This window comes from Micromonospora sp. NPDC023814 (assembly GCF_040639595.1).
GTDB lineage: Bacteria > Actinomycetota > Actinomycetes > Mycobacteriales > Micromonosporaceae > Micromonospora.
Window position 1 is genome coordinate 24,196 of the sequence record NZ_JBFAAF010000036.1, and the last position, 25,499, is coordinate 49,694.

The 25,499-nt window shown below is 71.0% G+C and carries 1 protein-coding gene (running past one end of the window); it reads right to left on the reverse strand.

The annotated features are described in order from the left end of the window. On the reverse strand, window positions 1-25,008 hold part of the coding region annotated (locus tag AB0G14_RS20185; RefSeq protein WP_357699484.1) for a zeta toxin family protein (this coding region is incomplete at its 3' end). 24,195 nt of the annotated region lie to the left of the window's left edge; 25,008 of 49,203 annotated nt are visible. Window positions 25,009-25,499 lie beyond the last annotated feature (491 nt).

A 25,499-nucleotide genomic window follows, 5' to 3' on the forward strand; every position in this document is an offset into this window, starting at 1 on the left:
GGCGAAGCGGACGAACCGTTCCTCGGAGATGAGCGCGTGCAAGCTGTCGGAATCGAATCCTGACGCGAGCAGCGTCGTGACGACGTTCGGCGGTGGCGGTCCGTAGTCGAACGGGCCGGTCCGGTCCGGGTCGCCGAGGAACGGCACCCGTCGCTCCGCGAGACTGTCATAGCTCGGCGGCCCGTCCAGATCCTCGATCGGCTCGACACGCATCCCGCTGCCAGTGAACGCATCGAGCGGGATGTGCGTGGAGTACCCCGTCCCGGGATCCCCCACCACGAACTCCCGGGCCCCTGCCCGACCGCGGATCGCCCGCAGTACCAGGTGCGCATCGCCCACCGCCGGCGGCTCGGGAGCAGGCCCCCTGACGTGCACGCCGCCCGCGATCCACACGTATCGCCAGAACGCCGCGCGCCCTTCGGGGTCACCGAGGCGGCCGGCGAGGTCCTCCGTCGGCGGACGTCGCGCTCCCCCCGTCAACAGTCGCATGACGCGATCGCTGAACGCCTCCGAGTCGATCGCGGGCTGATCGACCGGCCGGTCCGGATCGTCGTGCAGCGTCGGCGGGACGGTGTCGACCGAAAGAACGTAGGCCGTCGCCGTTGCCTGGCCGTCGGCCGTCGCTCGCACCCGATATCGCGGTTCGGTGAGGCGCACGTCGATCGCGGGGTCGCCGGACCCGAGCACCGCGAGCTCGCGCCAGGAGATCTCGTCGCGGGACTCCTCGAGGGCCACCGTGGCGGTGCCCCGGACGTCGGCCCAGTCGACCCCGAACCGGGCCGGCGTGGGCACCTGCGCCTCCCACGTCGGCCCGTGATGCACTCCCGTTCCGATTTCCTCGAAACGCCTTTCCTTCCCGCGAAAACCGAAATCGAGGCGCCTCGCGAGCTCCAGAACGGTCCGGACCATGTCCTGGATCAGCGGCGGCAGCTCCCGACGCGCCTCCGCGGTCATCGACTGGTGCGCCAGTGTCCGCGCCTTGTTCTCGACCGCCCGCACCGCGTGACGCACGGCCTCCACCCGCTCCCGCGTCACCTCAACGAAGGTCCGAAGCGGTTGCTCGGCATCGCGCACCGCCTGAGCGAGCGACTCGTCCACGATCTCTCGCAGCGAGGCCTCCATGTCCCCGGCGTACGTGCGGACGACCTCCACGAAGCCCCACAGGTGGAGCCGGGTCCGCAGATCCCAGAGGTGGGCAGCCGCCGCGGTGGCGTTCCGGAACGGGGAACGGGGGAGGGCGACGGCGTACCATGCCTCCACCATCACGTCGGGCTGCAGGTCCGCGCTTCTCTGCAGCCGCCTCAGCACGAAACGCCGGGCGGTTTTGGTCAGACCGAGCAGGTTGAGCCGGGCGAGCCGCTGATACAGCGGCAGATCCGTGCGGTAGCCGGTCGTCTCGATGTTCTGGCCCCTGCCGAACGGGTCGTGACCCGCGTGCAGCGCACGGGCGATGTCGGCGAGGACGCCGAGCATGATCCGTGGCGTGACCGGCTCGACGGTCCGTCTCATGGAACGGACCGCGTCCACCCGGGTCTCCCTGGTCGGGACGAGAGAGACGGCCAGCAGCAGGTCGGCGACCAGTCGCACCACCTCGTGGCGACGCGGCTCGTCAAGGTACGCGACCTGGCTGTCGATCCAGCGGAGCGCGCCCGCCACCACAGGATCGCCGAACACGTCCGGCACGTGCGCCGTCAGCCGCGCCAGCGACAACGGGAGCTGGGACAGCTCCTGCAGCAACTGCCGTACGACGATATCGTCGAGACCCAGCACCCGCGGCGCCTCGTCGCGCAGCGCGCGGTAGCCGGCGGCGAACTCGTCGAACGCGGGCTGGTGGGGCGACTGCGCCAGGATGAGGCGCAACGACCGCCGGGCGGCCGCGCTCTCGGGCGTCTCCAGCGGCTCGACCTCGTGACCGCGTGCCAGCCGGCCCGCGGCGTCCACCTCGTACACGCCTGTGACGGTCACCTCTGCGAGCGCGGACCTCGTCAGCAGAAACGTACCGTTCTCGGCGGCTCGCAGTTCGGGCGCGTTCCGGGGCCAGGCCGGTCCGTCCGGCGTGCTCAGCGAGACCGCCGTGTGGCGCGGCACCCGGACCCGCACCAGGAAACCACCCGAGTGGTCGGCTGCCGCGCGGACCGGGTCCGCCATCGCGAGCACGTACGGCCGGTTCGTGACGAAGTCCAGGCGAACCTCCAGCGACTCCGGCGACCACACCACGAGATCGACCGGATCGGCGTTGACCATCGGCGCCGGGCTCTCCGCCGTCGGGTCGCCCCACTCCTTCGGCAGGGCGGGCGCCGCGACCAACTCCGGCTCGCCCACGTACGGGTTCGCCGTCATCGCCATCCGGCCCGGCTCCGGCACGGCAGGCGGCATGCCGGTCCACTGCGCCGCGGACACCGGCCGCAGCCACCCCACGCCCGGCAGCCAGCGCGCCGGTGGACGCCACCCTTCCCCCGTCCACACTGTGGCGACCAGCGGCAATCTGAGCCGTTCCGCGACATCGGCCACGCCCGCGGCGGCGGCTGCCGTGCCGATCACCGCCAGCCGCGTCGCGCGGGCCATGTCGTCCGGCAGCACGGACATCAGCTGCTGCAGACGGTGCATCAGCCCGTCGCCCGGCTCGACAAGCACCGTCAGCCGTGCCCGCTCCGCCGGCAGACTCCACAGCTGCGGCGGCAGCGCGGCGACAGGATCCTCGCCGGAGACCACCAGCAGGTCCGATCGGATCTGTACGACGTCGAGCGGCAACGCCGGCGGTGCCGCCCGCTTCCACCACGCGGGCTCCGGCAGCACGTTCCCGCCGTCGACGGTCCGCACGTCTTGTCCGTCGAGGCGCATGACGCGCCACGGCTGTGTGCTGTACAAGGACCCGTTCTGGCCGCCGAACACCTCGCCGGCGGTGTACCGCACCGCCACGCCAGCCATCACCTCGTCCGACACCAACCACGAAGGCATCCCGCCGGGCAGCATCGCGCCGGCGAGGATGAGTTGGCTGCCCGGGCCCGGCAGGCCGGCCAGGCGGCCGTACGAGTTGGCGACGAGGATGTTCACCGGTCGATCGGTCAGTTCCACCGCGAACGCTCCCGGCCCGCCGACCACCCACAGCGGCGTCTTCGAGCGCAGGCCCTGGACCGCGGCCTGGAACTCGCGCTCGCGGTCGGTGGACGGCTCCGCCGCCGACCGCAACCACCAGCCGGCCATGATCCGCTCCATCACCGGCTCCGACCCGGTCACGGGCCGTCCGGTCCAGCGGCCGAACCCATGCCGGGCGGGTTCCGCGTACGCCAACGGCACGAACGTCCCGTCGACACTCACTCCGTCAATCGGATCATCCCCGCCGGCGCGCCCCAACGCACCCGCCTCGGTCGGCACCAACACCCGCCGAGGTGTTCCGGCCTCGGTCGCCAGCCGCAGCGCATCCTGCCGGTCGAGTCGCTCCAGCCGGCCGTCCAGGCGCAGCAGCAGATTGTCCGCCAGATGGACGAACCCGCCGACCACCCTCCGCCACCCGATCGATGCGACAAAGGTCCCGTCCGAAAGCACGATCCTTCCGTCGGCGTAGACGTCGAACTGCGGGACCTCCCGCACGTCGCCTGGCGCCTGGTCGCGCACCGCACGCCGGATCTGGGCGCCCTCGACCGCGTACGCCGACCGCTCCGCCGAGGTTGTGGCCACGCGGTTCGCCCACTCGACGTACGACTCCCCGGCGGCGGTGACGTCCGGGCCTTCACCTCGCCGCGCCGCCGCCAACGTGGCCGCCGCCCCGGCGAACCCCTGATGCGCCCAGGTCCTTACCTGCGCGCCCGCACCGAACATGGCCTGGTACAGCTCCTGCCGCCAGGCCGGCCACTCCTCCCACTCCTTCTGGTCTACGCCCTTGGTGGCCATCTTCGTCAGACGGGTGATCAGCTCGTCACGGCGCAACACCGCGTGCCCGGCGCCGGCCGCGAGCAGGTACAGCGCCTCCAGGTGCGCCGCTTCGTGCAGGAAAGTGACCACGGCGCCGGCTTCGGACAGCCCCGGGTGCACGCGCAGCGACCACGTCAACGGGTCGACCCGGCCCGACTCCTCCGGCCACAGCGCCTGCTCGTCCGCGGTCGGCGCGACCGGCAGCGTCAGCACCACCGGCTCCCGCACGCCCAGCAGCGGCGCGGTTTGATGCGCCAGCTCCCGCACTAACTCCACGACCGATCCGTGGCCTGCCAGGCGGGCCGCGACCGCCAGAATCTGCCCGGCGATCGCGCCGTCGGACAGCCGCAGGCGCCAGTGCCACGAGGGCAGCTCCTCCCGGCTCGCTGCTGCCAGCAGGTCCACGTGGTCGTCGACGATCACTCGCGGCAGGCCGGCCGGGGTCGGCTGCCCCGGATCGGCGGCTGCCGTCCCGGCCACGGCATCGAGGTTGCGCCGCGCCAGCTGGGTCGCCGGATGCCCATCGCCCAACGCCGTCCGGTAGCCGTCGACCGCCTCCTCAAGCAGCCGCACCGAGCGGGCCACGTCGCCAGGGATCCCGCCGCCGGCCGGCGTGCCCTGCGTCGAGCCGGGCAGCAGCACACGCCCCTCCCCGGGCTGCCAGCGGTACCGCGTGCCGTCGGGCGCGGTGTAGTCGGCGGAAAGCCCCGGACCGGGCCCGTAGGCGGACTCGGGCCCCTGCGCCAGGGCCGTCTCGGCGACGGCGTCGATCCGCCGCAGCGCCGTGGTCAGCAGACGTCCGTCCAGCACCGGGCCCAGCGAGTCGTCGACCTCGTTGTCGAAGGTGACCAACCGCATGCCGATCGCGGCGACGAAGGGTCCTCGGCCGTCGGCATGGGCGACCACCAGCGGAGCACCCGGGCGCTCGGTGTCCGCCGCGGTCAGCGGGTAGAGCATCGACAGCCGGTACTGCCGGCGCAGCTCGTGCATTCGCGGGTGGTAGCCGGCGACGACGAACAACGCGCTGCGGGCCAGGCCGGGGATGTCCCGCAGCAGCGTGTCGAGGCGGTCCACGGCCGCGTCGTCGATGCCGTGCCGCACGACCACGTCACCGGGCGTCGGCTGCGGATCGGCCGCGATGACGACCACCGGCCGGCCCTGCGCCAGCGCCACCTCGTGCAGCTCGTCGACGTGCGCCGGCCGCGCACCGGCGGTGCCCTGGAGGTACGCGACGACACCAGCCGGTGTTTCGGCCCGCTCGGACCAGGCCCGGCTGTCGGCATGCCGCTGCTCGGGAGCGACGATGAGCACCCGCTCGTACTCCTCGGCGCTGACCTTGGCCAGGCCCTGGTGGAACTTCCAGCCGCCCGTCTCGGACATGAACTCCAGGCCGACGCCCCGCGCCTCGCCGACCAGGTGCTCCTCCAGCAGCAGCCCACCCGCGATGTCCGGCGGCACGTTGGTGATCTCCCCGAAGAAGATCGTGTGGTCCATGGGCGGTACGTCCTGCCGGAGTCCGCTCATGAAGAAGTCCCACACCCGGACCGGGGACCCGTCCCTAGTGAGGGCGGTGGTGTCGTCGGTCAGCTCAAATCGGCCGCCGGAGTCGCTGACGAGGGTGCCGAGCCTGTGGTTGGTCCACTGCTTGAACCGTTCCCAGATCGCGTCGGCGTGCTCGGCCAGGAACACGCGAACCGACTTCGGGTAGTTGTTGAGCATGGCTTGGAAGGGATAGCGGGCGACAAAGGCCACGTTTTGCTTGGGAACCGCACTATATTTTTTTGCCAACGCGTACGGCAGCGCGAAGGCGTGGTGCATCAGCCAGGCGGTGTACCCGCTGATCATTTCGGCCGCGACGGCCGCGTCCACGTCCGGCCCGCCCGCATCGGGCTGGGTGTCGCGACTCCGGCTCCACGGCCCATAGCCCGTGGCGATGCTGTCGCCCGCGAGGAGGCTCTCGTCGAGACTCGCCTTGATCAGATAGCCTCGTGACTCGTCACGCCACACCCGCGGTGCCAGGTAGCCCAGCAGACGGCGCAGGCCGCCGCGCACCACGCCGGAGCTCCACTGGAAATGGGAGCCCAGCAGCGGGCCTTCCGGACCCCGCGCCAGCAGAAGCTTGTCCCCCATCTCGGAGAAGTTCAGGCGGAGGCCGTCGAACAGCACGGGCATCGGCTTCATGTCGCCCGGGCCGATCGCGGCAGTGCGGCGGGTCATCTCCGCGTAGGCGTCATAGATCAGCCTCGGCTCGGGCCGGGTCACCTCGTGCATGTGGGTGCGAGCGACCCCGCTGACCCGCTCCACGATGTGCTTTTCCACCTGCGAGCCATCGCCCCCCGCCCGCTTCGCGGCGGCAGAGGTCCGGTAGAGCTGCCTGCCCGGCCCGGCGAAGAACTGGACCATCTCGTACTCGAGCCGGAACAGCCCATCCGCGTGACGCGCCACCTCATCTGGGCGGAATTCGCCAGATGACGCCCGGCCTTGCGGTGTGCCCGAATACACGACGAAGTCGCGTTGCTCGTCCTCGTTGCCGGTGCCCGCGTAGTGCAACCCGCGGTCGAGGAGTGCTTCGAGGTCGCGCGACGGAAGCGAGGCGGTCACCGACGCGGGGATCGGCAGCGGCGCCCCGGCGCTGTCGTAGAGGCGGACCCGCAGATCGAACTGCCGCGCCCCGGTCGCCGGGCCCTGGCCGTCGTGCACCGCGAGGTCGACCAGCGCACCCCCCGGCCAGGTGCCGGGCGGCAGGAGGCGCACGCCGCCCGCACCCGGATGCCGCGGATCGATCCAGCGCGCCGCGCCGTCGTGATGCATCACCACGTAGGCGTGCCCGATCCTGCCCGGCCACGCCTGCACCACGAACCCGAAACTGCCCGGCTGCTGCTCGACCAGCCGATGGATGTCCGCGAAGTCGTTCACCAGTGGCCACGTGCCGGGCCTGCCCCAGCCGCGCCACACCACGTCGCTGGCGTCCCCGTCCTCGCGAATCCGGCCGCCGCGCAGCCCGTCGGGGGCGATGACCTCCCGGGCGGCGGCCATCGCGACCACACAGAACTGCTCGGCCGCCAGGTCATCCCGCCGCGACCACGCGTCCACCTGCCGGACGATCCCGTTCACCACCACCACCGGATCGAGCCCGTCCGGGGAAGGACCGGATCTCACCTCGTCGCGCGTCGGCTGCTGGGCGAGGATCTCCATCGTCGCTGTGAGCAGCCGCCGCTGCGACTCGCTGACCTCGCCGGGCGTGAGGATCCGCAGGGTTGTCCCCGTCATGCCCGGGTGAAGGTGCCGACGGATGAACGCCGCAAGCGACTCCGGGTCGGCCTGGACCGGCCGGCCGTATCGGTACAGCACCGAATCGTCGCCGCGCCGATCGAGCAGGAACGTGCTGTAGCCGGGGTCGCTCATCATGTCCGCGGGCGCCCGGTCCGCCATACGGGCAGATACGGCCACGCCGTGGGGAAACGTCACGTAGTCGTATCCGTCCGCGTCACGGTCGGCTGACCGCTGACGGGTACCCCAAAGGGTGGCCGCGTGGTAGGCGGCGCCCAGGGCGATCGCGCCGACGGTGAACGAGATCACCGGGAACGCCACGAAATTCGACCGCGACGACGGCGCCTGTCCCGGTCGTCCGCCCGCGTCGGCGCCGTCGAGGCGGACGAACTCGAATCCGCCGAACACCGTCCCGTGGAACTCGAACTCGTCTGACTGGCCCGGCCATTGCAGCGCGATGCTCTGCTCGGCCTCCCTGCCGAACAGGTCACGGCCCCGCACCCGCAGCCGGCCGGCCGGGTACGGAGGGTTCAGCTCCACGCCCTCGCGCAGGGCCGCACCGTGCTCAGGACCGAGCGTGATCGCTACGGACTGCGACCGCCCGGGACCGAGCAGACCGCTCTGGCCGACCTGACGGTCGCCCAGGTACACCTTCGTGGACGCGAGGAACCAGCCCTGGTTGCTCACCTGGATACGCACGGTCAGGCCGGGCTCGGCCCGCATCGCCGACGCCGCCCTGGCCCACTCCCAAGGAGCATCCCGGCCGCCCGGCAGCGCCCGGTAGTACTCCCACCCGAACACGCCACCCATCGACGGGTACATCGCCATCGCGGCCGCTACCGCATCCCGCAGTCGCTGCGGATCCAGGTAGCCCGCCGACCCGTCCTCCGGGTGGGCCATAACCCCGGCCACCACCTTCTGCGCCGGGAACCGCTCCTGTCCCCGCTGCAGGCCGTCCACGACCAGGGGGTAGCTGATCAGGCGGTCCAGGGTGAGGTCGGTGTTATAGAACTGCACATTGAGATACGCGATGTCGTCCCCGTGCCGGTCCCACAGCTCGCCGTAGGAAACACCGGTATGCGAGACGTCGACCAGCAACTCGGGGACGTGCGGGGAGAGCACGATGTCGAATTCCGGCCCGAAATCTGCCCTGATTCTGGTGATCAGCTGCGAGATGAACCCGGTGCCGACGTTCTCCTCGATGTTGAGGTCCACGCCGTCGAAGCGGCGCTGTTCCAGCAGCCGCCGCAGGTTCGGGTAGTGGATGTCGAACTCGTCCTTGAACTGCCGGAAACCGCCGCCGGTGCCGCCGATCATCAGCAACACGCGCGTACCCTGGCGCTGCATGGCCGCCATGTCGTCCCACAGCCGCCGCAGGCGCGGCGCTCCGGCCGGGTCGTCGTTGAGCAGCACCGTGTCGGTGGTCGCCTCCCGGGAACGGGGACGTGGCTGGCCGGCGGCGGAATCGTTGAAGTGCACGGCGGCGACGATCAGGTCAGTGAGCCCGGTGCCGTGCTCCACCAGGCCGAGCGGGGACACGTACCGGTCGCCTTCGAACACCGTCTGGTGGTACATCACCACCCGGCCCGCGAACCCGCCGGGCGACACGCCCGCGCCGGGCTGGGCCGGACCACCCGGCACCACGCCGCTCGGCGCCGCCGACCCGCTGACGCCGGCCGACTGCATCCACGAACCGCCCCCGAAGATCGCCAACGCGCTTAGCGCCATCCGCGCGATCCCGGCCAGGCTGACGGGCGCCGCGCTCTGCCGCGCACCGCCCGCGCCGCTCGCCGAGGTTTCCGCATCCGGCCCGGACGGGCGCCCATCGACCGCCACGGACTGAGGCGCAGCGGAGGCATCCAGATCGGGCGGACTGGGCCACGCCGACGTCGGGTCCGGTTCCTGCCCTGCCTGCGTGGCGCGACCCGGGTCCGGTAATGCCGGCCCCTCGACCAGGGGTAGCGCCGGGGCAGCCGGCTCGGAGGAGGTGAAGACCGACAGCGACTCCGCCCCCGGCTGGCGGAGCAGCTTGTCAATCTGGTCAGCCGGCGTGTCCGGCGCGAGGTAGGCACTCACCAGCGTGCGCCTGCGCTGCTGGGCGGGGAGAGCGGCGAGCCGGCCGACCACGGCGGATGCGCTCGCCGCCGACAGCGGTGCCCGGGGCGAGCCCAGAATTGCCAACGTCAAGGGGTCGAGCATCTTCTCCATGTCACCGAGCAGGAAGGCCGCGAACAGGTTCTTCTCCTCGCCGACCACCGCCGCCAGCCGGCGAACCTCGTGGACCTCCCTGTAGTCCCGCGGCCGGATGTGACGCAGGTCGTCGGCGGCCAGTTGCGGCAGGCTCGCATAGTCGCCCTCGACGATCGCCCGCGTTTCAGGATCGCCACTGAGGAAGTCGGCCTCGAGGCCGGCGTAGATGATCCGGCTCAGCCAGGTTGGCAGGCCCTCGGCCAGCACCCGATTGGCCAGCGACGCCTCCGGCAGCCTTAGCCGGAAACCCTCGTGGCGCGGGTGCTCCATGACGTGGAACAGCTCGTGGACCTGGGTGAACGCGACGGCCCATCGCTCAATCTGGTTGACGCGGCCGCCGGCATCGGGGACCAGTACGCGGACGTGGACGTCCCGTCCGCGGGTCAGGGCCGGCCAGCCGCGCTCAATGCCCAGGACCATGGCAGAAACGTCCGGCTGCTGGGCGAGACGGGCGATCACGCGCTCCATCGTTTCGGCCTCGACGTTGGCCGGCTGGTTGAAGCGCGGCGTCGCGCGGTGGGCGCGAAGCAGGTCGACCACAGCCTTGGTGGCCCCGTAGCCCCGCAGCGCCTGCACGACTTCGTCCCAGCGCTCCGACTCGGTCGCCGCCCTCTGCCTGTCCAACGCCGCGAACCAGCCGTCGTGCAGATCGCCGGGCCGCCCCGGCCGGTCGGCTGTCAGTTGTGGCGCTGTGGCGAGCCGACCGAATACTCGGTCGATGTATCGCGCGGCGAGCCGTGTAATGGCTTCGTAGTGCTCCAACATGCGCTGGAGCTCGTCGGCGTTGACGGGATCGAGGTGCTGTCGTTCGACTTCGCCGAATTGCGAATTCCACTCTCCCTGCAGATACGCCAACAGAGTCCGCTCGTACTTGGACTCGAAACCCTCTGCCTCACCGGGCAGCCGGTCGACGAAACCCGCGGAGACGGATTCGCTCGACGGCGCGGCGGTCGCCGTAGCCGGTGCGGGCGTCAGACCGAGCACCGTGGCGACCCAGGGGCCCTGGAAAGCCGCGGGCGTGATCGTGATCTCGCGGAGCACGGCCGCGGTCGCGCCCGGATCCAGGTCGCGGTACAGCTCGTCGACGACCCGGTCCACAACTTCGACCGCGACGGACAGGCCACCACCGACGTCGATACGCTCTTGGTCCGGTTCGGCTGCGCGATCGCGCAGCGACTCCAGCCAGCGCACGGCGACCGCCCGCTCGCGCGGCGACAGCGGCCGTACCTCCGCGACAACAGCGTCGATCGCACCTGCCGCCAGGTTCTCGGTCAGCGCACGCAGGTCCGCGGCGCCCGCCGGAGCGATGCCGCGCGGGCGCAGGTCGCGCGCCGTGACGGCCCCGGCGCCGGCCACGAAGCGACGCTCCGCCAGCGCCAGGAACTGCCGTATCACGTCGTGGTCGACCAATTCGCCCAGTGCTGTCATGACCTCGTCGTCGCTGACCATCGCGATCAGCGTCGGGTCGTCCACGGCGCCGAGGAGCACGATCGCGGCCAGCTGCTCCGACGTGGTGGACCCGGCTCCGACCAGACGCAGCACCAGCACCCGCACGTCGCCGACCGGCAGCAGGACATCCGGATCACCACGCCGGTACCGCAGTGCCAGATTGCGCAGCGCGGCACGGGGGGCCGGCCGGACCGCCCGCGACCCGTGCGCCCAGAAGTCGGCGTGAGTGAATTCGTGACGGCTCAGGTAGTGGCCGATGTCTGACAGCTCCACCTGAGTGCCTGCCGCCTGGCTGGGCCCGGTGAGCAGAAACCATCGGCGGCCCTGATCGCTGCCGGCGTGCACCGCCAGCATCGCGGCGCCCGGACCGAACAGCAGCGCGCCGCCCTGGTACGCCACCGCCTCCCACAGCCAGCTCAGGCCGAGCTCGTGGACCAACCACGGACGCAGGTCCGCCGCCGCGCTCAGCACCGGCACGGCCAGTAGCTCGCTGATCGCGGCGCCGAAAACCGATGAGTCCGGGGCCGGGCGACGGGCCGCCAACCACCAACGACTCGCCGGTTCCACGGCATTCTCGTCGGCCGGGGCCGGATCGCCGCGGCGCAACGCGACGAGTGAGGAAACGTCGTACAGTGCTCGGGTCGCCGTCGCGCTCATGGACCGCAACGTCCTGACCACGTCGGCGTCAGCGCCGCTCCCGATCAGGTCGCGGGCCTCGGCCTCGATCCTGTCTAGCGTGGCCTTGACAGCGGCCAGTCGTGACCGCCCCCACGGCTCGATGTTGGCCCGGATCATCGGCCCGAGCTCGTCGAGATCAGCCTCGGCTCGGCGGGCCAGGCCCCGGGCGACGGTCATCAGGCCCGCCACCGTGGGCAGGCTCGTCAGCACCGGCAACGGCAACGGCACCTCGGGCACCCTGCCGAAGTAGGTGACCGGCGACGAGCCGGCCGCCGCGAACAGCGCCTCGGCCAGCAACGGGCTGTGCAGGAACGCCGAAAAGAGCGACCCCGGCTCGATCATCTCCGCCGCGACGGCCGGGGCGAGGTTCAACAGGCCCAGCCGCGCCCACCGCATCGTCAGTGGTTCGCCACGGTCGTAACCGATGGCGGCCAGCTCAGGTGCCGCCAGCGGATCCCCACCGTCGGCCAGGACAGCCGCGACGTGGTCCAGCAACACGCTCAGGCGGGCCGCACTCATCGGCGCGACCGCGCGTCGTGCGACCCTGCCGTCCCGCGTCCATGCCTCCCGGGTCGGCACCAGCGCCGCCGCGATCAACGCGTCGTTGAGCAGCGCCGCCAGCTCGGGCACGTCCACGCCGGCGACCGTGCCCAACGCCTGCTCCACCAGCTCGATGCCGTGCCCGATCTCCACGTTGTCGAGCACCTCGGAAACCCGATCGGCCAGGAAACCACCATCAGCCAACGACCACAAGTCGCCAACCATGGATGACAGTTGGCGCTCCGTCAGTTGCAGGTTTTCCATTGCCGCCATGACGTCGCCGTAGTGGGACAACAGCCGGATGGCGGCCGGATCGGTCGCCCATGCCGGCCCGTCCACCATTGCTGCGTGGTTGCCGTGCACAAGGGGACCGCCGTCGACCGCTTCAGAGTCCGCAACGGACTCGCTGGCGGACACCTCGGAGTCCGCATCGGACTCGCTGCCCGACAGGTTCCCGCCCCGCAGGTGCAGGTCGCCCAACATCTCGAAAGGGTCGTCCGCGGGGACCGCCGGAATCAAACTTGATCCGGTTGGGACGGTGTCCGCGGGCGGCGGGTCAGGCGAGGTGGAGGCGAGAAAGGTCGACCGGGAGAATATCGATCCGTCGAGCCTCCTCATTCGCTGCAACAGCAGCTCCCGCCGGGCGGCCTGCGGGTCTGCCGGCACTTCCTCCCGGGACATCGAGCGCAACTGGTCGCCAGCGTCGTCCAGATAACGGTCCAGCTCGGCTACGAGCGTGACCGGGTCGCGCTCCGCCGGATCGGCGCCGGCCTTGTCCAGCAACGCGTCCATGAGGTAGTACATGGCGAAGGGCCCTGCGAAAACCCTGGGCAACTCGTCTCGCCAGTGCTCCCCGAACGCTAGGTCGAGCAGCCGCCGGTCGTCCTCGGTCACCGCGTGCACCGACTCCATCGACGGCCACGGCCGCGGCAACACCGGAGGCGCCGGGCGGTGCACCCGGACGAACTGCGCATCGGCTACCACCCCGGCGTGGCTGGCCAATGCCCGGGCAACCCACATGCCGTACTGCCAGACAGTCCACGGCGTGTCCCGGTCCGGGCCGCCGATGACCACCCGGGGGTCGCCGTCACCGATCCGTGGTGACGTGTCCGCCGGCCCGATCCACACCCGGTCGCCGGCCACGACCGCGTGCCAGCCGGGCAGCAGCTCGTACCGGCCGCCGCCGAGCATCGTCGCCTCGAACATCTTTTCGAGCATGAAGTCGGGCCGCTGCGGTGCGGTGTGCACGGTGTGGTACCCGGCGAACGGTTCCATCGTCGTCTGATGTGCCCGGCTGCGCGCGACGAAATGGTCCGCAAGCGCACCGGAGAAGTCCACCAGGTCCGTGCCGATCGCCAGCTCGTGGTTGTCGCCCAGCACCTTCGCGAGGGCCACGGCGTCCACCGCGGACAGCCGCTTGGTGGGCACCAGCTCCACGAGGGCGGACACCGGGAGCCCGTTCCGCAGCTCGCCCAGACGCTGCCGGGCGTGCACCGCGTCCCTCGCCTCGACGACCACCAGCGGACGCCACGGGTGGGCCAGCCGCGGCGGCGGCTGCGCCGAGGGCGTCATCGGCAGGAAGAAACCCGCCGGACCGAGGCTCACCGCGCCGTACTGCTCGAGCGCGGATGCCAGCTCGTCCCCCTCAAGGTGCCAGTCACGCACCGACCCACCGGCGGCGAACGCCAGCTCCAACTGGAACGCCTGCGCCTCGAACGGTTCGGCGAAGTAGGCGGCCCGCACCTCGGCAGAAGCCATTCGCAGGTGATCCACGCCCCGCTCGGCTCTTCGCAGCATCCGCGGGCTGTACCTGAGCCGGCGTCCCTGGTCAAGCCGTGAGGTCGCGTTGGCCAACAGGTTGTCCAGCGGGTATACGATCCGATTCGCCTGACCATCGTCCGTCCAGGCGACCAGCTGCCGCTCGGCGGCCGGATACCTGGGATCGTCGTCCGGTCGCCGCGTCCTGAGCTCGGTCCGAACGTCGGCGTCGTCGGTGATCCGGGCGTATGCCTCGTCGCCGTCCCGGCCCGCCAGCCGCCAGGAGAGCACGGTGGCCTGCTCGACGTGTAGCACCTCGTGGACGAGATTCAGCATGATGCGGTCGAGCGGCTGGCGGATCTGCAGCCCCATGGCCCACTCCGGCGGTTCGAACACCCCCTCTGCCTCGGCCGGGGGCGTGATCCGTGCCAGCCTGCGCAGCGGCGGGGAGCCGATCCAGTCGACGATGAACCTGGTGAAGTCCTCAAGGGCGTCCCACTTGCTGTCGAGACCGTCCTGTCCGATCAACCGTGAGTAGGCCATGTGTACCCGCCAGCGGATCTGATCGTGTAGCTGCGGATCGGCCAAGCGGAACAGGCGGACGTCCTCCGTGAGGGTGATGCCGACCAGCGCGTCGTGGGCCTCCTGCAGCACAGGCCAGGACCTGCCGTCGAAGGGGTCGATGTGGACCTGCGGGGGCATGCTCAGGGCAGTCCGGTTGGCGGTCCAGTCGAGGCGCTCGATCCGACTGTCGTGGCTGACCCGCACCGGCCACCCGAACCGGTCCAGGTCGGCCAGGATCTCGTCACCGCGGAACCGCTCCAGCGTCCGGTCCAGCGGCATCGGCCGCCGCGCCGCCACGACCCGGTCCTTACCGGCCGCGTCCGGCTCCACCCGGGCCCGCACCGTGACGACCTGCCCGTTCACCGTGGCGCGGTACACACCGTAGCCGTCCAGCACCAGGTCGCGGCGGACCTCCCTGCCGGTGTCGACCACGTGCTGCACGAACTCGCGAGCCTTGTCCGCCTCCGTGCGCAGGCCGCCCACCTTCTGTACCCGGTGCAACGCCCGTCCCAGCGCATCGGTCTTCGAGGTCCAGCCGACACTCTTGGCCAGCCGGTAGAAGTACCGCACGTCGGCGGGCGGCAGGACGTCCCCGGCGGCCCCCGGCGCCTGCAGCCGCCCGTCGGCGTCCCGAGGCGGGCCGAACGGCGGCGTCGCCGCGGTGCCGCCGTCGGGCGCCAGCGTCCACCCCTGCTCCGCCAACCGCTGCCGGGCGATCCGGTTGACCACCTCCCGCGGTGCCTGGTAGTCGCGCGACCCCGCCTGCGACGACGGCAGCAGCGTCATCCGGTAGTCCCTGGCGCGGATCTGCTGCACCTTCTCGTTGATCACCCTCACCGACCGGAAGTACGGCTTGTCGCTGTGCTGGGTCGCGAAGAACGTGGCCAGGTCCAGGGCGCCCGGGACGTCCGAGTGGTTGAGCAGGCGGGACGTCGCGACGTGGTCGCCCTCCTCGTAGGTGTGCGCCTCGTAGCTACCACGCGGCGTGCCATCCGGGCCGTAGATGAGGAACCCGGTGAACCCGGGCCGACCGTCCGTGCCGGCCGGCGCCGGCTTGGCCACCGCGTAAGAGCCATCGGCAAAAACCCCCACCGTGTACGGCGGCGGCCATGCCCCCTGCGACGGCTGCGCCTGCACCGGCCCCCCCGACCGGACCGACGGACCGGGATCCGAGTGCACCCCGGACGTGCCGTCAAACACGTCAGAGCCCGCGACGGACTCGCCGTCCGACAGGCCCCCGCCCCGCAGATTCAGGCCGGCAAACATCGCGAGATCGTCGGCCGGGGTGACGGCCCGGTCCGGGCTGTGCCCGGTGAACAAATCCGGCACGGCGGCACCCGATGCCGGACCGGCGGCACGCGACTTCCCTAGCGCGGCCAGGGCTCGCTGGGTGACCGGTGCGGACAGTGCCTGTTCCAGCTCGGCGAGCACCGTGTCGTCGAGCCGGGCCACATCGACGATCAGCTCCACGGGCTGTCCCGGCTGGTAGCCGGTCTGCGCCGCCGACAGCAGCGCCGCGAACTGCTCCGGGACCATGGCTGTGGTGCCGTCGACCACGATCCGGTCGCCGGAATCGGTGCTGCCGACCACCACCCGCAACGTCCCGTCGACGCCGGTCGGCAGTCCCTCAGCGCGCAGCTCCCCATACCGCTGTGCCGACACCAGCACCAGTACCGTGCCGTCGGTAGGCCGCACCGGACCGACCAACCAGCCCCCGACAGTCACACCCCCAGCCGCCGGCAACTCGACCGGCGCGCTGACCCGACCGTCGGCCAGCCGGTTCGACGCCCCCGGCGCGAGCTCGCCATCGACGAAGACAAGCGGTTCGTTCGGCAGCCCGTCCGTGACCTGATCCAGCCAAACCCGCAGCGCATTCGGCAGCGCATCCCGCCCCTGCGGCACCGGGCCCGTCATCTCCACACCCGCCGGGCCGTACCGGTCGAGGATGTACGCACGGCGTCGGATCAACCGCTGTGCCACCGAGGCGTCCACCCCGGCAGCCGCGGCCAGCTCCTCGATCAAGGCAGGGGAGATGGGCACCAACAACGCGGCCGACTCGGCAACCTCGGCATCGTTCATGCCGGCGAAGAGCGACCCGGGTTCGTCCCGCATCGAGTCGAGTTCGGGCACGGTGTCGCCGAAGTCCGCGCCATGCGACCCGCTGTAATCCCGCGACCACAACGCGCCACCCACGTCGACCAGCAACGGGTCGCCGTTCTCGTCGCCGACGATTTCCCAGCCGCGGCGGGCCAACCACGCGTGGACGGCGAAGCTGGCCTTCACCTTCTGGTGGGCACCACCGAGCTGGGTGGCCACCGCGGGGAACAGACTCGTGATGTTCTGGTGGATCTTTCCACCGGCCAGCGGCGGCACCAGTTTGCCTTGCCGGTCGAGCTCGTCGATCTCGACCCGGGTCATCCACCGCGCGTCCCCGACCTCCCCCGCCGCCAGGCGTTGCGGGCGGAGCCGCGTCGGCACCGTCGCCGCGACTGAGACGTACGACCACGGCACCCCAGGCGGAGGACCCGGCAGCATCGCGTCCGCGGCCACGAACGTGTGCATGCCGTGCACCATGGCCGTGTCGAGGTCGCCGAACCCGACCTCTTCGATCGTCTCACGCGCGGCGGCCTCGTAGACCGACTCATGCTCGTCCCTGGCACCACCGGGGAGCTGCCACAAACCGGGTTGCGCGATCCCCGGCCCGCGCTGAACCAGCAGGAACCGCTCCACGCCATCGGCCTCGACGTGGCGAAGCATGACTCCGGCCGCACCGTACCGGCCCCACGGGCCCGTCTCGTCGCCGCGGATGAACCCGTCGCCAGAGCGTCCGCGCTGCGCCTCCGGCTTCACCTTCAGCAAGCCCGGGGTACCGAGCGGGTCCGAGACCCGCGTCTGCGCGGCGGCGACATCAGGCGGTGACGCGACCCGGTCACGGACCGTCCACGTTGGTGTCGCGTCCTGGATGGACCGCGTGTACGTCTGCACGTCACTGGAGAGATCCGGCGCTCCCGATCCCACGCCGACGGTTGTCGCGTTGACGCCGGCGAGGTTGTACAGCCAGGACGTCAGCTGCGCGTTGGCGGCGTCCTCCGGTGACCTCGCGGCCTTGACGGAGTACCGCTCACCTTCGGGTGACCGGTAGCTGCCATCGTGCGTCGAATCGACCTTCGTCCAGCCGCCCAGGTCCACCACGCGAGCAGGAGTCTCCGTCACCACGAAGATCCGTGGCACACCGCGGGACGGGCCCGTGGTGGCCGACCCGTCTCCGGCCAGCGTGACACCGAAAAGTTCCGTCGACGTGACCGGTGGCGAGTACGGCAGCGGCGGTTGGTAGACCAGCAGCCCGCCGTCGAGTTGCTTGGCGGCCCACCCTCCAGTGCCGGGCAACAGGCGGCCGCCGTCCTCGTACCCGTGACGCTCCAGGCTCGGCGCCGCGCCGGCCGGGGTCAGGTACGCGAAGGGCCGGCCGGGCAAGGAAAAACGGAACTCCACGGCGAGTTCGGGGTGTGTCGGCATCTCCAGGTCGCCGTGTGCCCCGACCGGGAACGCCTCGAACTCGGTGGGCAGCACGTCGAAGGACGCCCGAGGCGCGGTCACCGCGGCCGTCGCGTTCGCGTGGTACGATCCGACCGGCTCGCCCCGCGCCTCGGCCCACTGGCTCACCTGCGCCGCCCACCAGGCCATGTCGTGCTTGGTCAGGCCGCCGCCCGTGGATGGGCGCAGATCCAAACTGGTGAACTGGGCTATCCCGGGCGCCAGCCCGGCGAACGCCGCCGCGATCTGCTCCTCGGTGATCCGGCCGCCCGCCACCTCGACCGGGTCCACCGTCACCCGGAAGTCACCCGCCGCCGTGGGCGCGGCGTGCGCGATGTCGGGCGGCACGCTGCCGTCCACGCTCAGATGCCAGCCCATCGGCGTAATTGCCGCCTCAAGCCCGGCCACCTGCGGCGTTGACGCCAGCCCCGCGTCACGCAGCTGAGCGAGCGGCACCCGTGGCAACGGCAGCCAACGCTTCCGCTCCACCAGCTTGTCCGCCAACACCTGCGCGTGTCGCGGCAGGCCGATCTCCGCCCGCACCAGGTCCCGGATTGCCGCGTCCGGCACCGCCCACACTCGCTGGGTCGCCGCGAACCACTGCACCGGCGTCATCCCCGCCACGACGGCGGCCCAGGCCGGGTCCACCGAGGCATCCTCGGCCTCGCCGGATGCCACCGGCCGGCGTCCGAGCGCCAGCAACGGCTTCTTGAAGCTCGTCGGCGCCCGGACCGCTCCCGCGGCGCCACCCATGACAAGCCCGGTGACGACCCCACTCTGCAGCAGCAGGTCGGCCGCCACACCGTTGACCAGCCCCTCGCTCAGGGCCGTGGCCCGACCGGCCATCCGTCCCGGACGGAACTGGTCGGCGTCCAGCGGGATCGCTCCCGGGATCAGCTCGACCGCCACCTGGCACGCATAGTGGTCGCCCTCGGACCCGCGCACGAGGACCGCCTCGGCTGAGGCGATCCCGAACAGCCGGTACAGCTTCGCGGTCAGCACGACGTTGACGGCGCCGTCGCGGTTGTAGACCGGGAAGCACCACGACCGGCCCGCCACCGCAGCGGCGACACCGAACCGCCAACCACCCGGAGCGGGCGGCCCGAACGACGTGTCCGCGCGGGGCAGGCTCTCCCCGTCGAAGTCCGACAGCCAGCCCGCCACCGACTCGTCCAGCCCGTTCGGTTGCACCAGGCCCCGCACCACCACCTTCGACCAGTCCCGCCTAGGCAGGGCCAGCCGGCCGTCGGCGTCGACCGAGCCGACCCCGGGCGGGACCGACACCTCCAGCACGGCATCCGACGGCCCCGTCCCCTCCGGCGGGGTCTGCAATGAAGCAGACACCCCGTCCGCGGTGTTCCCCGATGTGGGCATCGTGACACCGCCGCGGAGCAGACCCACGGGCGTGACCGGAGCGCCCGCGCTTCCCGGCACCGTCACGAATGCCCGTGGATACCGGAACAGGTCCAACGGTGGGTCACCGTCGCGGTGCAACACCACCTCGAAGTCGAACCCGTGCTTGACGGCAAACGCCTCCAACTCGTCCCGCTGCCGCGACGCCTGCGCCAGGCCGTCCGCCTCGTCGGCCGACCAGCTCAGCACCACCCGCTCGAGGTCCTTCCACCGGGCCGGCCGGTTCAGCAACGCCTCGATGATCTCCGCGCCTGGGATGTCGGGTTCGGCCTGCAGGGCGCTGATCTGGCCCGGCGCGAGGTCGAAGCCGGTCGCCTCGCCCACCATCAGGTCGACGACCGACTTCCCGCCGCGAGCCACCAGCCAGTACAGGTTGTTCAACCATCGCACCGGCAGGACGCGACCAGATGAATCCTCCCGGAACGTGACGGCGTTCAGGAGCTGGGCCGTCTTCCAATGGAACACCGCTCGCCCGTAGAAGGAGTCTGTTCCGCTCGGCCGGAACACCGAGATCGGGCTCATGTACAGAGGCAGGCTCCACGGCTCCTCCGGACGGAACAGGTGACCCGTCTCCAGCGATGCCGCGTCACCTCCCTTCGGCAGCAGCGCCGGCCAGTAGCCGAACCCGGACTCTTTGCCTCCACGCCAGTTCTGGTACAGCTGCCCTGCCACCATTGCGGACCTGGTCTGCGTGGTCCACGTGTTGAGCAGGGCGACCTGCGGGACGGCCTTCATGAACTCCCACACGGTCATCGACACGTGGGTCTGCCCCGCTGGGAAGGTGCCGCCCGGCTGGTGGCCCTGCAGCAGCTCCCGCACGGTGGTCCTGAACCCGGATGCCTGGCCTGCCTCGTCAGGCAGCCACAACGGCCGGTCCAGCTCGAGCGTGACGATGGTGTCGAGATTCAAGTTCGTGACGAGATCCATCCCGTGGACGAGGTGCTCGACCGCGCTGTCGAGCACCGCGCCGACCTGCCGGTCGGTGGCGTCGGCCAGACGCGGGAAGGTGCGCAGCCGCTGCGTCGCCGCCGCCCGCGCGGCATGCCGGTCCGCCTCCCCCTCCAGATATGCCTTCAGCAAGGCCCACTGCTGGACCCCGAACACCCCTGCCGTGACCGCCCCACGCAGCTTGAGGAAGTTGGCCAGGTCCCGCCGCGTGCGGGCCAACTGCGCCCGCAGCCCCGACGCGCCACCAGTCAGATACGTGCGAGATATCGTCGCCATCGGCCCGCCCGGAAGCAGCCGGGCCCGCCGCGCCGACCAGAGCTCCTCAGAGTCCCCCGCGGACGACATCGCCTGCGCGGCCCGCTCGAGACCGTCGATCGTGTGCTGCAGAACCTCCAGCGCCGTGCCCGGCCCGACGCTCCTGCTCGCCAGCGCCACCAACTCCACATCACCGGGCTGCGGAGCCCACGCACGGCGCTTGTCGGCCTCAGGCTGAGCAGCCGCCCGATTAGCCAGACCCGCCAGAACCGCCCGATCGTGAGCCACCCGGCGCCGACGCCGGGTGACAAGTACGTAAGCAGTGCCGCCTATCGATGCCAGCACCACCATGGTGCCGATGCCCGCGCCGACACCCGCGCCGATGCCCAGGTTGAGCTGCTGGCGAGCGCGCTCCCCGGGCACGTAGTCGCCCTCACGCATCGCTCGCGCTGCCCGCTCCGTCCAGACCCACGGCGCGTCCCCCGGCTCGGCATGGCCGAACTCCCAGCCGGCGACCCCCAGAATGTCTGGAACCGCCTGGGCCAGGCCGCCGACCCGGCTGCTGATGCTCTCCTCCGTGTCCGCCGTCAACGCGGCCGGACCCTCGACGTACTCCGCCGTGCGCACCAGGACGATGACCCGGTCCGGGTCCAGTCCGGTCTGGCCGATGAGGTTCTGCCAGCCGTTCCGCACGGTGCCCGTGCCGTAGAGGATGTGCCAGTCGACCTTGTCCATGACGCCGGCGAGGTTGTCCGACCAATCGGGGTCGAGCGCTCCACGCCGCGTCATCGCGATGAGGAACGAGCGACCGAAGTCGGCCCGCAGTGCGTCGACGAGTTGTGAATAGTTGAAGGCCGCGTCCCTCCCGGCGTCGGGGAAAAGATTGATTCCGGAGAACGAGTACGTCCGCAGCGCGTCGCGCAACGGCGGATACAGCTGCGAGAAGGTCACGTTCCAGGCATCGGACGGTAGATAGCCGCCCGCAAGCTCATCAGAAGCGCCGTTAGTCGCGCCCCCCAGCATCGCCAGCCGGTTTACGCCGTCCAACTGGGCCACGTCCTGCAACAGCGCATCACGGTGAGACCCGTTCACCGGAACGCCGTTGAGCAACAGCACGGGATCCAGCCCATCGACATAATCGTTCGTGTCGTTGTCCAACGGATGCGTCGTGTTCACCCGGAACTGGAAGCCACCCACGATCACGTCTGTGGCACCATGATCGGCCAACTCCGGCAAGCCCTCATGCCGGTCCCGGACGACCATCACCACCCGCTGGGCCGGATTCGAGGCGGCCGGGGCCGACGACACCAGCCCGGCCAACCCCGCCAGCACCGCGACCGCCGCCTGCCCCGGCCCCGGCACCCCACCCAGCAGGCCGCGGCGTGGCACCCACCGTCCCGACGACAGCTCGTACTCCCCGCGCCTGACACCGGTATCCGGGTCCACCTCGACGAACCTGCCGTGGCCACTACGCCATCCGTAGGCTTGCTTTGTGGCCGCGCCGCTCCTGCGGGACTCACGAACTGTGATTGACTCCAGAAGATCGCGCAACGCGCCAGCCGGCGAACCACCGCCCGCCAGACGCACCACCTCGTCGGCCGCCCGGTCCAGCGCCCGCGCCGCGTCGGGACCGAACACGTCCGCCCACAGGTCCTGCCGCCACACCGGCCACTGCCCGACCACCTCCGGCCTGCCTGCCACGTGCCTCAGAACCGAAGCCAACGTCTTCTGCGACCACGGCCATGGCGTACCGTCACCGGTCGCCACTCGCCAGTGCGCCTCCGCCCTCATCAACCCACGCAGCAGGTCCTCCCACGCCTGCGCCCACGGCACCCCAACCCGCACCGACACCGCCCAGCTCCCGACAGCCAGCTCCCCTCCCTTGCCATCGGTTGCCGGCACCGCCTGGACGGGCGGCATGCCCACCACCCCGGACACGAACTCCGCGGCCTCCGCCAACGCGCCGCCGACGCCACCCGGGTGCAGCGCCCGCACCTGCCGGCCGAACGACCACAGCTGGCGCACGAACTCGGTGTCCCCGAACCGCAGCCTTCCCACCCATCCCGGCGCTCCGTTCGGCTCCGAGTCCGCATCGGACGCGCGGTCGAACACCTCGGAGTTCGCATCGGGCTCACCGTCCGACAGGCCCCCGCCCCGCAGATTCAGCTCGTCGAGCGTCGCGAGACCGCCCGGGGTTACCGCCCGGATCGAGCCCCGGAACACCGACAGCGCCTCCGCCCCCGGCCGGCTGATCACGTCGGTGACCTCGTGGGCCGGAGCCGTGCTGTCCAGATACGCGTTGACCCACAGGCGTTGACGCGAGGACAGGCGACCCAAGCGCCCGGCCACCTCGGCCAGTTCGCCGATGGTCAGCGGTGCCCGCGGAGAGCCGAGCAGCGCCACCGTCAACGGGCCGGTCATCATCGCGATGTCGCCGGGAAGGTACGCCAGGATGAATTTCTCGGCACCCACCACCGCCGCGAGGGCGTGGACCTCGTGAATCTCGGGATAGTCATCGGGGCGGACGAGCGCGAGCTGGTCCTCCTCCAACGCCGGACCGGCGGTCAGGGCCATCCCCTCGACCGTCGCGCGCAGGTCCGGGTCTCCATGCAGAACGGCGCGCTCGACACCGGCCCACACGACGCGGGTCAGCCAGGAGACCACGCCGTGCTTCTTGGCCTGCATCGCGTGGAACAGTTCGTGGACCAGCGTGCCGCTGACCCGTACGTTCCAGATCCGGTTTTGTCGCGTGTCCAGATGAGGAACGATCAACTGCACGTACACGTGGTCATCGATGGTGTGGGCCGGCCGACCGCGTTCGGTGACCAGCACCCGCTCGACCAGGCTCTCGTCCTGGATGAGCCGCTCGACCGCCCGGAGCATCGCCTGGGTCTCGTCATTGGCCGGCCGCTGGTCGGCATCGAACTCTATGCGGGCGTGGTGTTCGGCTATGACCTGCGCCACCTCGACAGCGTGCGACCGGTAGGACAGCAGCGTCTCCACCAGGTGCGCGTGCCGCTGGACGGCATCCATCCTCTGTTGCCGCGCCAATTCGAACGGGTCCGGGTCGTGCGGGGTTCCCGGAGCGTCCGGCCGGTCGGCGACCAGCCGTGGCGCGGTGGCGAGCCGCCCGAACACCTCGTCGATCCACCCGGCGGCATGGGCGATGCCCTCGACATGTTCCAATCCGCGCTGTCGGCCCTCGGCCATGGCCGGGTCGGCATGCTCGGCCTCCACCCGTTCGACGTCATCCGCCAGGTCGTCGTACACGTACCTTCGCAGGGCGGCTTCCAGCCGGGTCTCGAAGTCCGCGTCGACACCGGGGATGCGCGGCTGGAAGCCCGACGGCCCGCCAGCACTCCGATGGTCCTCATCAGACGAATCGGGGTGCCCTGCCCGACCTCGCAGGGTCGGCACGACGCCGGCACCCAGCAGGTCAGAGACCGTGGTCGTACGTCCTTGCGCGTCCAACGCGACCACCACGGTGCCGGGCATCCACAGCCACCGCAACCACCGATCCCCGGCCGGACTCCCGGCCGCGTCCGCGGCCACCCGATGCTCGAACGCGCCGTGGACCAGCGTGTCCAACACCCGGATCCGCGCCGGCGCCCCATCCACCCCCGGCTCGCTGTACAACTGGAACACATGCTCACGCTGGTTCGGCGGAGAGATCCGCACCACCACCATCGAACCAGGAACGCTCTCCAACACTCGGACAACATCCTCGGCCGCGACGCCGTCAGGATGCGCGACACGCTCCGGCACCGCGTCCAGCACCTCGAGCAGCCCCGGCCAGTCCCGCTCGGACACCAGCCCACCACCAGCACCGACCGTGCGATCATCCAGACCGGCCCGGTTACCCCACCGCCCATACACGGCACGGAACCCATCCAGAGCCCGCGGCACACACGTCGTCTCATCACCCACCTCACCGGGCCGAACCTCGACCCGCCCCACCCACGCCGCCACCGCGGCCGGCACCATGCTCCGGCTCGGCAACCACACCAACCCACGCAGCCGGTCAAGCCCGACCACCTCACCCGCCGGGAGACCACCCACCGCCGACAACAACAGCCGGGCCTTCAACACCTCCTCGAACGGCCGCCCATCCGGCAACCACAACTCACGATCGTCGATCCCCGCATGGACGAAGCCCCGCACATCCGCCCAACGCCGCCACCGCACCCCACCATCGACCACCGGCGCCGACAACACCCGAAGCGCCGCAACCACATCCCTGACCCGGAACTCGCCCACCCCGTACGCGGCGGCGGCCAGGAACGCGGCCTCAGCCAACTCAAGCCCAGCCGGAATCGAAACGCCAGCAGCCAACATCTCAGCCGACTCGAGCACCGCCCTCAGCCTGACCAGCAGGACATCAATGTCCACCTCGGCCAGCTCCGTGGCGAGCCCGTCGAACATCGCCGCCGTCGGCAACCCCGCATCCACGGAAACGGTGGCTGACGCGCTTGGGGTCGGCTGGGCAGTCGACGCTGGACTGCCCAGGGCCCCGTCCGGCAGGCGCGGCGCGACCTCCGACTCCCCCAGAGGGCTGGGCCACCGGGTAGCCGGCGCCCATGCGATCGGCGGCACCGACGGCCCTGCCGGCGATCCGAGGAGATCGGCTGGCGGGTCAGGGCGACGGTCCGGGCGCGAAACCGGATCCGCACGCCTGGCCGCCCCATCGGGTTCCTTGCCAAGAATGCCAGCCGGCTCGTCCTGTCGCCCCGCCACCGGGCCTCATTTCCGATCTGTGTCAGCGGTGTTTCAGAGGACGCTAGGCCGTGACGTTGATCATCTGTAGTTCCCGATAGTCGGGTCACGATGTTCCGTCCCGAAGGTCCCCCAAACCGGGACGCCCGGCCGCGGATTGCCACGCCCGCGGTCGTGAACCGAGCCGCCGCTGGCATCGTTCTCCGGTAAAGGTT